Source organism: Agrobacterium sp. 5Ca50 (assembly GCF_055381905.1).
Map to the genome: position 1 here is coordinate 608,858 of NZ_AP026440.1, position 13,764 is coordinate 622,621.

Annotated in this window: 16 protein-coding genes; 6 read left to right on the forward strand and 10 right to left on the reverse strand. The window is 53.9% G+C overall.

Annotated features, from left to right (window positions below; all coding sequences use genetic code 11):
• Positions 1-5 precede the first annotated feature (5 nt).
• Entirely contained in the window at positions 6-503 is a 498-nt protein-coding gene (locus ACZ5FM_RS25015) for a DUF2231 domain-containing protein (RefSeq protein WP_464041137.1), read from the forward strand.
• On the opposite strand, the gene ACZ5FM_RS25020 is transcribed toward ACZ5FM_RS25015, so the two are convergent.
• Together ACZ5FM_RS25020 and ACZ5FM_RS25025 are read right to left on the reverse strand one after the other, a co-directional pair.
• On the reverse strand, positions 481-981 hold the full coding sequence (locus ACZ5FM_RS25020) for a CopD family protein (protein ID WP_464041138.1): 501 nt from the start codon (positions 979-981) through the stop codon (positions 481-483). The genes ACZ5FM_RS25015 and ACZ5FM_RS25020 overlap by 23 nt on opposite strands.
• Positions 981-1,685: a cytochrome c oxidase assembly protein gene (locus ACZ5FM_RS25025; protein ID WP_464041139.1), complete on the reverse strand. Its 705-nt coding sequence runs from the start codon at positions 1,683-1,685 to the stop codon at positions 981-983. Before ACZ5FM_RS25025 ends, ACZ5FM_RS25020 begins: the two co-directional genes overlap by 1 nt.
• Before the next feature lie 221 nt (positions 1,686-1,906).
• On the opposite strand from ACZ5FM_RS25025, the gene ACZ5FM_RS25030 reads away from it, so the two are divergent.
• From ACZ5FM_RS25030 to ACZ5FM_RS25040, 3 genes are all read left to right on the forward strand, one after another.
• On the forward strand, positions 1,907-2,383 hold the full coding sequence (locus tag ACZ5FM_RS25030) for a hypothetical protein (RefSeq protein ID WP_312950913.1): 477 nt from the start codon (positions 1,907-1,909) through the stop codon (positions 2,381-2,383).
• A gap of 73 nt (positions 2,384-2,456) precedes the next feature.
• Positions 2,457-4,736: an FdhF/YdeP family oxidoreductase gene (locus tag ACZ5FM_RS25035; RefSeq protein ID WP_464041140.1), complete on the forward strand. Its 2,280-nt coding sequence runs from the start codon at positions 2,457-2,459 to the stop codon at positions 4,734-4,736.
• Positions 4,733-5,524, forward strand: coding sequence for a formate/nitrite transporter family protein (locus tag ACZ5FM_RS25040; protein ID WP_464041141.1), 792 nt, complete (start codon positions 4,733-4,735; stop codon positions 5,522-5,524). The genes ACZ5FM_RS25035 and ACZ5FM_RS25040 overlap by 4 nt, the downstream gene beginning before the upstream one ends.
• Positions 5,525-5,547: 23 nt before the next feature.
• Here the strand turns inward: ACZ5FM_RS25040 and ACZ5FM_RS25045 are convergent, their stop codons facing one another.
• From ACZ5FM_RS25045 to ACZ5FM_RS25080, 8 genes are all read right to left on the reverse strand, one after another.
• On the reverse strand, positions 5,548-6,063 hold the full coding sequence (locus ACZ5FM_RS25045) for an MgtC/SapB family protein (protein ID WP_275643592.1): 516 nt from the start codon (positions 6,061-6,063) through the stop codon (positions 5,548-5,550).
• 92 nt (positions 6,064-6,155) lie between these two features.
• Positions 6,156-6,326, reverse strand: a complete 171-nt coding sequence (locus ACZ5FM_RS25050) for a hypothetical protein (protein ID WP_275643593.1) — start codon at positions 6,324-6,326, stop codon at positions 6,156-6,158.
• 104 nt (positions 6,327-6,430) lie between these two features.
• The gene (locus ACZ5FM_RS25055) at positions 6,431-6,607 is read right to left on the reverse strand and encodes a hypothetical protein (protein WP_275643594.1); all 177 of its coding nucleotides are present in this window, start codon (positions 6,605-6,607) and stop codon (positions 6,431-6,433) included.
• A 129-nt stretch (positions 6,608-6,736) separates the two neighbouring features.
• Positions 6,737-7,357, reverse strand: coding sequence for a flavodoxin family protein (locus ACZ5FM_RS25060; RefSeq protein ID WP_464041142.1), 621 nt, complete (start codon positions 7,355-7,357; stop codon positions 6,737-6,739).
• A gap of 127 nt (positions 7,358-7,484) precedes the next feature.
• Entirely contained in the window at positions 7,485-8,426 is a 942-nt protein-coding gene (locus ACZ5FM_RS25065) for a sugar-binding transcriptional regulator (protein WP_464041143.1), read from the reverse strand.
• A gap of 58 nt (positions 8,427-8,484) precedes the next feature.
• Positions 8,485-10,176: an ABC transporter permease gene (locus ACZ5FM_RS25070; protein ID WP_464041144.1), complete on the reverse strand. Its 1,692-nt coding sequence runs from the start codon at positions 10,174-10,176 to the stop codon at positions 8,485-8,487.
• Positions 10,173-11,264 (reverse strand): ABC transporter ATP-binding protein, encoded by a 1,092-nt coding sequence (locus ACZ5FM_RS25075; RefSeq protein WP_464041145.1) that lies wholly within the window; start codon positions 11,262-11,264, stop codon positions 10,173-10,175. The genes ACZ5FM_RS25070 and ACZ5FM_RS25075 overlap by 4 nt, the downstream gene beginning before the upstream one ends.
• 121 nt (positions 11,265-11,385) lie before the next feature.
• Positions 11,386-12,393: an extracellular solute-binding protein gene (locus ACZ5FM_RS25080; RefSeq protein WP_464041146.1), complete on the reverse strand. Its 1,008-nt coding sequence runs from the start codon at positions 12,391-12,393 to the stop codon at positions 11,386-11,388.
• Positions 12,394-12,541: 148 nt separating this feature from the next.
• Between ACZ5FM_RS25080 and ACZ5FM_RS25085 the strand changes: the two genes are divergently transcribed.
• Together ACZ5FM_RS25085 and ACZ5FM_RS25090 are read left to right on the forward strand one after the other, a co-directional pair.
• Entirely contained in the window at positions 12,542-13,300 is a 759-nt protein-coding gene (locus tag ACZ5FM_RS25085) for an inositol monophosphatase family protein (protein ID WP_464041148.1), read from the forward strand.
• Between the two features lie 256 nt (positions 13,301-13,556).
• The gene (locus tag ACZ5FM_RS25090; protein ID WP_464041149.1) at positions 13,557-13,733 is read left to right on the forward strand and encodes a hypothetical protein; all 177 of its coding nucleotides are present in this window, start codon (positions 13,557-13,559) and stop codon (positions 13,731-13,733) included.
• Positions 13,734-13,764: the final 31 nt, after the last annotated feature.

Below are 13,764 nucleotides of genomic sequence, written 5' to 3' on the forward strand. Positions count from 1 at the left end.
AAAATATGCCAGAGACTGAAGGTCCGAACCCGGTCATTTCCAAACTTGAAGAGAAAACGACGAGTTCTGCAGTGGCCGTCGCCGGTCATCCACTTCATGCCATGACGGTTCATTTTCCCATAGCTTTGGTCATCGCCACCCTTGCAGCCGATATCATGTTCTGGTGGACGGCTGACACCTTCTGGCAAAGAGCCGGGCTGTGGGCAGCCGGTGGTGCTTTTTTTAGTGGTGTTGCCGCTGGTTTGATCGGTACTGCAGAGCTTTTGCTGGTAGCCGGCATAAGGGCGCGGGTTGCAAGCTGGGCGCATGGCATCGCAGCCATGGGCCTTATCGCCGTCGCGGGAGCGAACTGGGGAGGGCGCGTCACGGATGTGATTGTTGTCTTGCCACATGGCTTGGGTCTGTCGGTGCTGGCGACAATGCTCACAGGATTGGCGGGCTGGCACGGCGGTAAGCTGATATTTGATCACGGTATCGGCCTCATGGTATCTCCCAAGGACTGACTTCCGACACGATTTTTTTCAACCCACCAGGTTCAAAAACGCCAGGTGGAAGGGTTAAGTTGATATCTGGCCGTGCCAACACCACAAAAATGATGCCGCCGGCCACCAGGCAGCTCAGTACGGTGGCAATGATAAATCTCCAGACGGGATATACCTCTCCCTTTCCAAACAGGCGGATAATGACGAGGCCCGTCAGGACATGGATGACAATCAGCATCCCGACGAGGACCAGCTTCACAGAGAACCAGCTACTATAGGGATGTTGCAGGAACGTCAGGCCAGTGCCTGTGGCGATGGCGACGAAGGCTGCGGGAGACAAAATCCTGACATAGGAAAACCGGACGATCTTCTGCAGACGGTACAGTTCATCATCTTTGCGGATATGGGCTCTTTGAACATAAAGACCCGGCAAACTGACGATGCCGGCGGCCCAGATCGATATTGCAGCCAGATGAATAAACTTGACTAGCATCACCATCAGCTGCCGCCCCGTCGCTCAACGGGGGCCATCAACCGTGCACTTACCATCCAGATTGCAGTGACGGCATAAGGCAAAATGCCAACGGTCCACATCAAAAGGCCGGCAAGTTGCTGGTCCTGAAGTGGATTGAGACCAAATGCTTCGGTCGTCAAAAAGTGCGCTTCAAAAATCGGAAAGGGCGCGAAGGTTATGACTGCGGCCAGAAATCCCATCTGGACCATTGTGCCGACCGACAGACCGAGCGCTGCAAAAACAGATGTGCGCTGTGACAACATGACAGTCCACAGCCAGACAGATGCGAGAATTAACCCGCATTGCATCACCCAGTATTGCCAGGGGCCAGACAGCGCAAAGTCGTAGGCGAAGGGAAGGTGCCACAACCAGTAAATTGCGGTGTGCAGCACAAACACCACCTCAACCGGCACTTTTAGACGAGAAGTGAGGTTGCGGGGCAGCATCATCGCAATCATTGGTGCGGCGACTGCTCCAACAAGAATATGATGTACCGCGCGGGCTGAAAACAAGGCGCTTGAAAGGGCACAAAGCGGAGAGATGAAGGCGGCAAACACAACGATGCCAAGTGCTGTCGTCAATCCGCGTTGCGCGCGCGATTGCCCGAAATACAACGCGGTTAGCCCCGCAGCCAAGATGATGATCAAGGCGGGATCAAAATTCCACGAGGACGACAGGTTAGCAGGCATAGGAGCAGCGCCGCAGTAGGGCTCAAACACGCGCGACAAATTCTGTTGCCCCCTTTGTTCCGATTTCGGAGATCCGTTCACTTATCGCAACGCGTCTGGCTCCCAACGGTTCCAAGATTTGTCACAAAATTGCGAGAAACAACCTAAAATAGGCATTTGCTTGGAACAATGCCGATATTTTCCTCGTTACATAACCTTGGATTGTACTTGAGGAGGTTCGTATGCCAGATGTCACAGGGTTGTTTCAACATCTCAACGGTGCCCGCCGCGCGGTGAAATACCTTGAGGATATCGGCATCAATCCCGCTGAAATTTCAGTCATCGCTTATGACCCAACTGCCGATCTGGCCCCGCATCCGGACGCCAAGCAAGGTGCGACAGCCGGCGCTGGTATTGGTGGTGTTTTGGGTACGGTTGGCGGTGCTCTCACGGGCCTTGGGCTGGTCGCCATACCTGGTGCTGGCCCACTTGTCGCGTCCGGCTGGCTGGTGACTGCGATCACGGGAGGTATGGCGGGTGCCGCAACCGGGGGAACCGCAGGCGGGGCACTTGGGTTTCTGATGAGCAGTGGCTTCGAAGAACCCGAAGACGTGGACCATAAACTCAGACAAGGCTCGACCATCGTCAGGGTGATGGTGCCCGAAAAGCGCTTCTTCGAAGTGAAGGATGCATTTCAAAAGCTGGCCAACGCCCAATAGCGCGGCTGCGCAAATTGAGCCCAGCAGGTTGTCAGAATGGCGCTCTCCCCGCCAGTTGCGAAAGGTTGTACCAGTGAAAGACAAAGTCAAATATGCCAAATATACCATGCCAACGGGAGGATGGGGCTCCGTCAAGTCGCTGGCAAAAAACGCGGTGCAGCAACGAGCCGTGAAAACTTTGCCAGGACTGTTGAAGGATCATAACAAGACAGGCGGCTACATGTGCACCAGCTGTGCGTGGGCAAAGCCTGGCAAGCCACATCTGGCGGAATTCTGCGAAAACGGTGCCAAAGCAACCTTCTGGGATTTAACGGCGAAACGAACAACACCCGATTTCTTTGCGCGTCATACGGTTACTGAATTGCTTGGCTGGTCTGATTACGAACTGGAAAACCAGGGGCGCTTGACGCACCCGTTGCGCTTCGATCCCTCAAGCGACAAATATGTCGAAGTGAGTTGGGCGGAGGCCTTTTCCGATATTGGTCAAAAGCTGAAAAGCTACGATCCGCAGAGCGTCGTATTTTATGCCTCGGGGCGGGCATCTCTCGAGACATCTTACATGTATCAGCTGTTGGCCAGACTTTATGGCAACAACAATCTGCCCGACAGTTCCAACATGTGTCATGAGACAACCTCGGTTGCACTACCCCAGAGTATCGGCACGCCTGTCGGCACCATTCTGCTGGAGGATTATGCTCATACGGACTGCATCCTTTCCTTCGGTCAAAATGTCGGAACAAATGCGCCGCGCTTGCTTCACAGTTTGCAGGAGGTGCGGGAGCGCGGTTCTCCAGTGATCGTTTTCAATCCGCTGAAAGAACGCGGCTGGCAAGAGTTCGTCAATCCACAACGACCCGGCCAGATGATCACCAACAAACCTACCGAAATTGCCACGCAATATTATCAGGTCAATGCCGGTGGCGATATCGCGGTCATGATGGGAATGGCCAAGTTCCTGTTGGAATGGGATGATGAGGCACAGCTACATGGCCGCGAAAGGGTCATCGACCAAACGTTCATTCAAGAGCATACGCACGGTTTTTCTGATTTCGAGACAATGGTCCGCACCACGAGCTGGACGGATATTCTCCACGTCAGCGGCTTGAGCCGGGCGTCGATCGAGGCCGCTGCACGTACCTACGCGAATGCGAAATCCGTCATCGCCATCTACGGCATGGGGCTGACACAGCATCGTTACGGTGTCAGCAATGTGCAGATGTTGATCAATCTGCTGTTGATGCGCGGCAATATCGGTCGACCGGGCGCCGGCATCTGTCCTGTGCGCGGACACTCGAATGTCCAGGGCCAGCGAACAGTCGGCATTGCGGAAAAAACCGAATTGGTGCCGCTGGACCGGCTTGCCGAGCAGTATGGCTTTGAGCCACCACGCAATGACGGTCTCAACACAGTCGAGGCGTGTGAAGGTATCGTCAAAGGACACATCAAGGCATTCATCAGTCTCGGCGGCAACTTCGTGCGTGCCATTCCTGAGCGCGACCTGATGGAAGAAAAATGGAGTGACCTCGATCTCTCCGTGCAGATTGCCACCAAGCTCAATCGCAGCCACCTGATCACCGCTGCGACGACCTATATCCTGCCCACCCTTGTGCGCTCCGAGATCGACAAGCAGGCATCGGGACCACAGATCGTGTCGATGGAGGATTCGACAACATGTATTCATGCATCACGCGGCAAATACCAGCCAGCGAGCGATACGCTTCTGTCGGAACCCGCCATTGTTGCAGAGATCGCCAAACATGCACTGTCACCAAACCCGGCGGTTCCGTGGGACGAATGGGTTGGTAATTACGCCCTGGTTCGAGATGCTATTGAAGCGACCTTCCCAGAGCAGTTTCGTGAATTCAACAAGCGACTGGACATTCCAGGAGGATTTCCCAGACCTGTGGCAGCGCGTACCCGCGAGTGGGAGACGGAAACCGGCAAGGCGAACTTTCTGCTGCCGAAGGCGCTTTCTTCGAGTTTCGCAAGCATTGACGACAGTGACATCTTCCGGCTGATAACCCTTCGATCGAATGACCAGTTCAATACAACGGTCTATGGCTATGATGATCGTCTGAGGGGCATTCACAAGTCCCGATCGATCATCATGATGAACGCCGATGATCGAGTTCGCGCAGGCATTCAAAAGGACGGATTTGCGAAAGTGTCCACTGCCGTTGATGACGGCATCATCCGGGATATCGTTCTGCAGGTTATCGATTACGATATTCCTCCAGGCAGCTGCGCAGCCTATTACCCTGAATGCAATAATCTAATCCCTCTGTGGCAATTCGCTGAAGAGAGTAAAACACCCGCTGCCAAATCGGTCCCGGTGCGCGTGGTGCCGGTATGAGTACATTCCCGACACCTGCAGAACTGACAGCGTCAAATTTTGAAACGCTTGAGGACAAAGCCTCTCAACCGCTGAAGACGGTAGCAATCCTCGGCACCCTTGCGGGCGTGTTCATTGGTCTGGGGGGCGTTTTCGCGATCACAGTTCTATCGGGTGCTGACGCCATGCCGTTTGGTGTTGCCCAGTTGCTTTCCGGACTGGTTTTTGCGCTTGGCCTGGTGGCGGTCGTTATCGCGGGAGCAGAGCTGTTCACCGGCAATACTCTGTTCTTTGGGTCAGTTGCCTTCGGCAACTTGGCCTTCTTGCCCGTTATGCGTGTTCTCGGCGTGGCTTACCTGGCGAATTTTGCCGGTTCGCTGTTACTGGCAGTGATAGTGTTTCTCTCCGGCTTTCATCTTGGCGGTGATGATGCCGTGGCCGGTGCTGCAGTGGAACTTGCCGTTACCAAGGGTGACAAGGCATTCACGACGGTGTTTTTTAGCGGCGTAATTGCCAATTTCCTCGTGTGTCTGGGTGTATGGCTGGCGCTTGCCGGACATACTGTTTCACAAAGGCTGCTGGGTTTGCTTATGCCGGTTGCTGCCTTCGTGGCAGGTGGGTTCGAGCACTCGGTTGCAAACATGTTTTTGCTGCCATACGGGTATATTGTTCAACTCGGCTCAGATGAATTGTCCGGCATTGCGATGTCTTCAATCGTCAGCAACATCGCAGCCGCGACACTCGGAAACATCCTCGGAGGCGCGATCGTCGGCGTGACCTATGGTTATCTCTATTTGCGAGACCGATAACCACGATAACGGCGAATTACTGGCTATGGTTCGGCACTGCTTTTGACGGAGGAAGCCACCGTTTCGCCAGCGTTATCACCGGCGGATGGCTCCTTGTCACTGGCTTCCGACTTGAAGCCGGACAAGAGCCGCAAGGTTGCAAATGTCATGATCGATAATACGATTGCAGTGTCGTAAGCCCCTAAGCCTACAGCGGCGCCCACTGCCCCGGTTGCCCAAAGACTGGCGGCTGTCGCGGTACCACGGGTACTCGCCTTGCCCACGAGGATTGCTCCACCACCAATGAAGCCAACGCCATTGATAAGGCCTTCGACAATGCGTGCTGTGGCCTCGGGATTGTCGGCTGTCACTGTTTCGGCTGCCTGGATAAAGCCACAGGCAGCAATTGCCACCAGCGGAAACGTTCTAAGGCCTGCACTCCGTTCGTTGCGTTCGCGGTCCCATCCTATCGGCAATGCGAGGATGTAGGCGAAGAGGAGTGCCACTAGGTGTGGGACGATATTGATTTGAACGCCTAACGAGTTGAGCCATTCGATCATAAGGATAAGCCCCCGCATTGCAGGGGCTCATCTGGAAGTTCGCGGTGCGAAGCTGTCAGCGATGGGTCACGGCAATCGGTCGATTTAGACACCTAAGCCCCCGAAACACTGAAGCCAATGAGAGCTGCGTAAATTATGACGACCACCACGCAGACAATAATGATTGCCGCCATTACGAATTTACCAGCCCGCCGCTTTTCCGGTTTGCTGTCGTTCGGTTCCGTTTTGCGCAAGATTGGATCGTCAGGGGCGTTCGGCGTCATGAAATACCTTTCCTTAAATACTCCCATCACAAACGCCGCGAACGCCCTGGAGTTCCAAAAAGGAGACGGTTGTCGAGATTTTGGCTCGTCAACTACATCATTTATCATGGTGCGAGACACTCATCGCAAATACCGCAGCCATCAGCGTCCATGGTCGAGGCGGGTCGCGCTTTTTGGCAGCAAGGGCAGGTGACGGTTTCGGGACCCGGTGCGCATCTGCGGTCAGGTGGCAGGATTTCGATCTTGCATTCCGACAGAGTATCGGCTTTGGACTGTTTCATGACGATGCTCCCTTCTGTGATAACGCTCAGATGGGAAGCTTTAAAATGAGTGCAAGGCCTTGAATTGCATCCGACAATACCAGTCAACATAGCGATCGGTTGTTGCTGGCTTTGATCGCTCGCAGCGCCTTAACTCGCGCTTTCTCCGGGATATTGTTTGTGTTTAAGCAGCGTGGCGAGGTGAACCGTGTTGCGCGCCAACATGGAAACCATGGTTGTCACTGTTTCAGGCGGCTTTTTGAAATCAGCGAAGTTCTTATTGGCCATAGCTTCACCGACCCAATATGACACTGCGTTGGCGGCAAGTGTAAAACCGACGTCGTTCATGGCCTGGAACAACTCGGCAGATACATGGTGGGCTCCGTCCTCGTTCCCAACAACCGCAACTGCAGCGACCTTTCCGTAGGACACCATTCTTCCGTTGTCGTCGGTTTCCTCAAGAAAGGCATCCATGCGTTCTACTGCGCGTTTGCAGACGCTGGATGGTTGTCCAAGCCAGATTGGAGTTCCGACAACGAGTATATCGGCGGCAAGAATCTTCCCGCGAATTTCCGGCCATGCATCGCCGTCGCCTTCATCTGATGTGACGCCCGGTTTGATGTCGTAATCGGCCAGTCGCAAGATTTCTGTTTGCACATCATGGGCGGAGAATTCGTCAGCGATAAGCTGCAGCATCTTGTCCGTGGATGATTTGTCTTTCGTCGAGGATGGTTTCAGAGTTCCGTTCAGGGCAAGAGCTTTCAGGGGCATGTGGCATCTCCTCGGTCAAACCGTCGGCTGTTGGTTGTTGAGCCGAACCATCGAGGGCCGATGTTGTTCCCGCTTTGCAGACACATAGACATTTTACGGTGGTCGCAACGGCCGGGATCAGAGTTTCCTACTGGTTCAAACGCAAAATACCTGCCGCAGTCGGCATGTCCGTAAACAGGTGGGTAGCATAGCCGCCCAGCAGTGCTGCGTGGATCGCCTCAATCTTGTCCGGACCACAGGAGACCAGTATTCCAGTCTCAAGTCCGCGTACCCGGTCCGGTGTTACCCCGATCAGCCGATCATCAAGGTGGCCTTTGATGTGCTGACCACGGTTGTCAATGAAGCGGCCACAGACGACACCGACTGCGCCGTTGCGCTGATATTCCGCGAGATCCTCGAGAGAAGCTATGCCGCTGGAAACGATATGGCTGTCTGCATTGCAAGACCCGGCGGCAAACAGCACCTTGTTGATATGCGTCAGCTCTTCAAGCTGCGATGCAATAATGGCCTCCTGCTGGATGGCAACTGCCATGGCATGGCTGGAGACGATGGCGGGCACATGCAAATTGACGCAGCGCCCACCCAGCGATGCGGCAATCTGGGACGCGCAGCTTTCGGTATCGAAGCCATAGGGCGAACTCATTGCACCAACCATCTGCACAACGGTCAGTTCAGGAATGAGCCGCGGCACGATATGTTCGGACAGCGTGAAAACAGTTTGTCCCCAGGCAACGCCGAGTGTATCGCCTGCCACGACGAGATCGGGCAGGCAGCGCGCTGCCAGTATGGCGACCCGATCCAGCGAAAAACCGTCGCCAGGCGCAATCTGAACATCATTGAGGCCATATCTTTCCTTCATCTCACGGGCATATCGATGGCGTGCGAAGCTGGAAGGATCGAGGCGGACCTCAACGATGCCGCGCTCACGGGCATGCTGTAGATAACCAACCACTGAACTTCTGGAAACACCAAGAGCTTCAGCGATCTCGTTCTGGTTACGCTCTTCATAATAATAGAGCCATGCCGCCTCGAGGATGATGTCATCAACAAACGGCTGGCCGCGGCTCATTGATACTGCTTTTTTTGGCGGCACCTTTTGCTCCTGGGATCTGGCTGGAGGGTAGTGATTATACCAATGCTTCCTCGTTTTTGCCCATGAATGTGAAAAGTACAATAAGGGGTAAAAATGTTAGCAAAATTAGGACGCCGCCAAGCGCCGATGCCACCCCGAAATTGCCGTTGACCACCTCATTGAAGATTTCGATGCTCACTGTCGTGGTTGCTCCCGATTGCAGGATCAGCGTGGCGCTGAGTTCGCGGATCGTATTCGACCACGTAAGAAGCACGCCCGACAGGATTGCCATCGAGAGAAGGGGAACCGTGACCTTTGCAAAGGTCATGGCTGGCCCGGCCCCCAGATTGACCGAAGCCTCTTCCGTGTCGCGTGACAATTGCTGAAGCGTGCTGACCGACGAGCGGACAGAGAATGGCAAGCGGCGGATGAAATAGGCCAGAATAAGGATCAGTGCTGTCCCTGTCAGGGCAAAGGGAGGATGATGGTATGTCACCACCAGCCCAACGCCCAGCACGATGCCTGGAACCGCGTAGGAGAACATGACGATCGTGTCGAGTAGTGCACTGATCCTGCCCGGTCTTCTGACAATAATGTAGGCTATCATAGTGCCGATTACTGCGCACAATATTGTCGCGCTACTGGTGTAAAGAATGGTGTTCCAGAGGGGTTTCGAGATCGTAGCGGCAATCCTGCGATAGTTGTCAAGCGTGAACTCTGCAGTCAGAACGGGCCCGTTGGACTTCAGGAACGACGACACGACGATGTTGATAAGCGGTAAAACCGCAATACCCATCAACGTATAGACATATGCTGCTGCGGCGAGCCGCTTGCCAAATGTCTGCTCCTGCAAGGTCAAAGGGCGTATGGCAGCCGTCGCATAGGAAAAGCGGGCCGAAAACCAGCGCTGTAACAGCAATGCCGCAGTTGTCACCGCCAAAAGCAATACTGAAAGTGTGCTGGCAAGCACCGGCTGTCCGCCAAAATCATTCACGAACTCGCCGTAAATGAGTACGGGCAGAACGCGGAACTTTTCGCCAAGAATAATTGGCGTTCCAAGATCGGTAAAGGATGCGATAAAAACCAGCAAACCAGCTGTTGTGATCGAGGGCAGCAGCAGAGGAGCAATGACCTTCACGAAGGTTGCAAACTCCCCTGAACCCAGATTACGTGCCGCGTCTTCGACACTCTGATCGATGGATTTCAAGCCGGACGAGACAAGCAGGAATACAAAGGGGAAATATTGCAGCGTGAAGACAAAGATGATGCCAGGTGCGCCATAGATTGAAGGGAGCGGTATGCCATATTGTGCGAAAAATGTCGTCAGCAAGCCGCTTCGGCCGAGCAGGATCACCCAGGAATACGACCCGATAAATGGCGGCGAAACAAAGGTTAGTACCACAACCGTCTTGATCAGGCTGCGCATCCAGATGTTATAGCGGTTGACGTAATATGCTGCGGGTATCCCGACCAGAAGCGCTAGTACGGTTGCACTTATGCTGACAATGAAGCTGTTTATGATGGACCGGTAGTAATACGGTTCAGAGAAGAACATGATGTAGTTATCAAAGATGCTTTGATGGGCATCCTTGCCTGAAAAACTCAGGCCGATAATGTTGTAGACTGGTAACAGCAGCAGCAGGGTGGTGATAACCAGCGCCGACACGGTAACAATGGGCCAAAAGCTGAAGATTCTTCCGATGGAACTCTGCCCGGATTGCATCTGGCTTGTCTTTGAAGGGCTCATGATTGCGCCCCCTGTTCGAATATTCTGACAGCCTGTCGCGACACGTTGAGGAGATATCGCCCACCTATGATCGGCATTTCCATGCCGCGTCTTCCCTGAAGGGAAACTGTCAGCAATCGTTCTGCACCGATGTCGAAGATCAACTTCAATGCTCCGCCCAGAAACTGCAAGTCAAAGAGCGTTCCCTGAAACGCGTCGGCGCGTGAGCCGTCGATGGGCGAAATATCGATGTCTTGAGGGCGGATGGATACTGTACAGCTGCTGCCGACTTGTCGGTTGCCAAAACCTGTACCTTTGATGCGTCCGCCGCCCGGAAGCTCAATCAGAGTTGTGCCATCCGCGTCGGTGGCAATAATAGATGCCGGAAGAAGATTGTTCTCGCCAATGAAGCCCGCAACGAACAGCGTTTGTGGTTCCGAGTAGGTCCTGTGCGGCGTGTCTATCTGTTCGATCTGCCCGCCGCTCATCACCGCGATGCGATCGGACATCAGCAGGGCTTCTTCCTGATCGTGTGTAACGTAAATCGTGGTTATGCCGATCTGCCGTTGCAGGCTTCGAATTTCCGAGCGCAGATGCACACGCATTTCGGTATCGAGGTTGGAAAGTGGTTCATCCATCAGCAACACGTCCGGCTGGATGACCATGGCACGGGCCAATACCACCCTTTGCTGTTGCCCCCCGGAAAGTTCACGCGGTCGCCGGTGGGCAAGATGGCCCAGGCGGACGAGATCAAGCATTCGGCGCACTTCTTTTTCAATGTCGGCAGCGCTGCGCCTGCGCGCCCGCAGACCGTAGGCTATATTGTCAAAGACGGTGAGATGGGGAAAAATCGCGTAATTCTGAAATACCATGCCTGTATTTCGCTGGTGCGGCGGCACATCGTCGATGATCCGGTCCCCGAAGCTGATATTGCCGGATGTTTGACGCATAAAGCCGGCGATCATGCGCAAAAGCGTGGTTTTGCCACAACCGCTGGAGCCGAGCAGCGTGAAGAATTCACCCTTGGCGATCTCGAAATTCACGTTGTTGACCGCGGTCGTATCGCCAAAACGTTTGGTTACAGAATTGATCGTGACAGATGTCGTCATCTTGCAGGCACCTTGATTGCATGAATGTCCCTGTCCGCGCGGAGAAAACCACGAGGCAAGCGAAGGTTAGAAAGTCGCTGGAGAGGATGCGGGGCATTCAAGCCCCAGCATCATTTTAATCTCACTGGGTTTTGATGATGATTTTCTGCATCCGTGCGAGGATCTCGCCGCGCTTTGCGCTTGCCCAGTCACTATCGTAATCAATGATCTTGATTTCACTCAAAGGCGTCATCTTAGGATGGCTCTCGATGCCTTTACGGGTCGGCCTGCGACCTGGGAAATGCTCAACCAGTTTCTTTTGCGCCTCTTCAGACAACAGATAATCCGAAAACAGCTTGGCAGCATTGGGATTGGTAGAGCCTTTAATCAGGAACATGCCTTCCGGCTGTGCCAGGGTACCGTCTTCCGGGTAGATGATATTGGCCGTGTTGGCGAGCACGTAATTGAAGGCTGCCTCTTCATAGGTGACGCCGAGAGGATATTCGCCACGGCCGACCTGCTGGAAAACAAGGCTCGACTTGAGAACGATGTTCATATTGACCGTCATGTCCTCGACGATTTTCCATGCCTCGTCACCGCGACCGTAGATCATGAGCCAGGTATTCAGTGCCGCAAGCGACGAGCTTGATTTGGATGGATCGGCGTGAACGACCTTGCCCTTCCATTGAGAAGCGGCGAGATCCGTCCATTTTTTCGGTGCGTCCTCCGGCTTGACCAGGCCTGAATTGCTCATGATGACCATGAGACTGGCGGCGAACGGTGTATTGTAACCTTTCGCGTCGAGCATAGCAGGCTCAATATTGGCAAGTTCCGCTGACTTGTACTGCTCGAAAAGTTCAGGGGCCGACCCCCCGGTGTCGGAAAATCCACCCCAGAGCACATCACCGCCCGGGCGGTCTTTTTCAGCACGAATACGGTTGAGCAATTCACCCGTTCCGGCCTTCACAGTCGTGACGTTGATGCCGTATTTCTTCCCGAATTCCTGCGTGAAATAATCCACCATCTCCGAAGGGTGGGAAGCATAAACAACGAGCTTTTTCTCGTGATCGGCGCCTTGCGCCCATGCAGCAGTCCCCGCCAGCAACGATAGTCCTGTCAATGCGAGTACGTTCAAAAGCGTCTTTGACATTATTTCGGTCCTCCACAAACCAGAAATTAGTCCGGCATTGACCGGACGAGCCGGTCTCTCCTCCCGACTGTCACAATGTTAGTCACGGCCGTTGACAGTTGTCAATGCCGTATGACATTTGTGTTGTCAGCATTAAGGGAGAGAACAAATGCGGGATGAACTAATCGGAATTGCGCAGCAGGCTGGCGAGATCGCACTGGCTTATTTCAACGGAGACATCGCTCCAGAAGTTGAAGAGAAGGGTCACCTCGATCTTGTTACCCGCGCCGACAAGGATGTGGAGAGCTTCCTTGTTGCAGAACTGCTGAAACGCTATCCGGACGACGGAATAGTTGGCGAGGAAGGATCCGTGATCAATCCTGCGGCGGCACGGCAGTGGGTGATTGACCCGATAGACGGCACATTTAATTTCGTACGAAAAATGGATCAGTGGGCTGTTTCAATTGGCCTTTTTGAAAACGGAAAGCCGATTTTCGGCGTGATCCACGCCCCCGCACGGCAGGAGACCATTTCGGGGGGAGTAGGTGATGACGTTATCTTCAACGGAAAGAGATTGGACCAACTGGCGCCTCTTGATCGTTCAAGAGGGGTGGTGTCGCTTGGCTTTAGCACCGACACCCCTGTCGCTTCGGAAGTTGAGGCGCTGCGCTTTATCCTCGAGGACCTGAAGTTTTCCTACCGCAACTGCGGCTCCACGACAGTCGCCTTCATGATGTTGGCCACGGGTCAAATCGATGCAGTTCTTGGCTTTGGCGCACGCAGCTGGGACGTGATGGCAGGACTGGCAATTGTTGATCGAATGGGCGGTAAATGTTCAATCGACTGGAATGAGACAGGCCTGGAAGATAGGCTTGCGTACGTTGCAGGGACGCCCGAAATTGTCGGTCTTTTCGACCCAGTACTCTAGGCCCGGTACGACAACTGCGAAGTCGACTGCAACGCAATTCCTCAGCTAATTTGCGCAAATCGACGAGGTCATCACGGGCCTCATTCTGTTCGCAGAGGTATCTCGGACTCACCCATCGAGCTTTAGCTCAGAAATCGTCCCTTTGCGGGATTACATAATGGAACAATGATTCCGCAAATTCATTTTCTGCACAGGTGGCTGACTTTTTTGGTTGATTGGTCTGTGGCCGCTCGAGTAAATTGCTGAGGAAAAAACGTTGACGAAAAAAACGCTAATCGAGGTGTCCGTATCTGACTCGGACGGAAATCTCACGCCATTCGGCATCATGAATACAGAGCAAGCGGCGGAGCTTTCCGATGACAGCTATCACAAGACTGTCGCACATTCCGCTGTTGACGAAGAGAGCAGCCAGGACGAGGTAGCAGAGATCTGATCCACTTCGGTAGGTGTTTCAGATTTTCCGC

Bases quoted from the DNA above. Each gene is read 5' to 3' on its own strand.
- ACZ5FM_RS25015 (WP_464041137.1), top strand. From the start codon at position 6: ATGCCAGAGACTGAAGGTCCGAACCCGGTCATTTCCAAACTTGAAGAG.
- ACZ5FM_RS25020 (WP_464041138.1), bottom strand. From the start codon at position 981: ATGGTGATGCTAGTCAAGTTTATTCATCTGGCTGCAATATCGATCTGG.
- ACZ5FM_RS25025 (WP_464041139.1), bottom strand. From the start codon at position 1,685: ATGCCTGCTAACCTGTCGTCCTCGTGGAATTTTGATCCCGCCTTGATC.
- ACZ5FM_RS25030 (WP_312950913.1), top strand. From the start codon at position 1,907: ATGCCAGATGTCACAGGGTTGTTTCAACATCTCAACGGTGCCCGCCGC.
- ACZ5FM_RS25040 (WP_464041141.1), top strand. From the start codon at position 4,733: ATGAGTACATTCCCGACACCTGCAGAACTGACAGCGTCAAATTTTGAA.
- ACZ5FM_RS25045 (WP_275643592.1), bottom strand. From the start codon at position 6,063: ATGATCGAATGGCTCAACTCGTTAGGCGTTCAAATCAATATCGTCCCA.
- ACZ5FM_RS25050 (WP_275643593.1), bottom strand. From the start codon at position 6,326: ATGACGCCGAACGCCCCTGACGATCCAATCTTGCGCAAAACGGAACCG.
- ACZ5FM_RS25055 (WP_275643594.1), bottom strand. From the start codon at position 6,607: ATGAAACAGTCCAAAGCCGATACTCTGTCGGAATGCAAGATCGAAATC.
- ACZ5FM_RS25060 (WP_464041142.1), bottom strand. From the start codon at position 7,357: ATGCCCCTGAAAGCTCTTGCCCTGAACGGAACTCTGAAACCATCCTCG.
- ACZ5FM_RS25065 (WP_464041143.1), bottom strand. From the start codon at position 8,426: ATGAGCCGCGGCCAGCCGTTTGTTGATGACATCATCCTCGAGGCGGCA.
- ACZ5FM_RS25070 (WP_464041144.1), bottom strand. From the start codon at position 10,176: ATGAGCCCTTCAAAGACAAGCCAGATGCAATCCGGGCAGAGTTCCATC.
- ACZ5FM_RS25075 (WP_464041145.1), bottom strand. From the start codon at position 11,264: ATGACGACATCTGTCACGATCAATTCTGTAACCAAACGTTTTGGCGAT.
- ACZ5FM_RS25080 (WP_464041146.1), bottom strand. From the start codon at position 12,393: ATGTCAAAGACGCTTTTGAACGTACTCGCATTGACAGGACTATCGTTG.
- ACZ5FM_RS25085 (WP_464041148.1), top strand. From the start codon at position 12,542: ATGCGGGATGAACTAATCGGAATTGCGCAGCAGGCTGGCGAGATCGCA.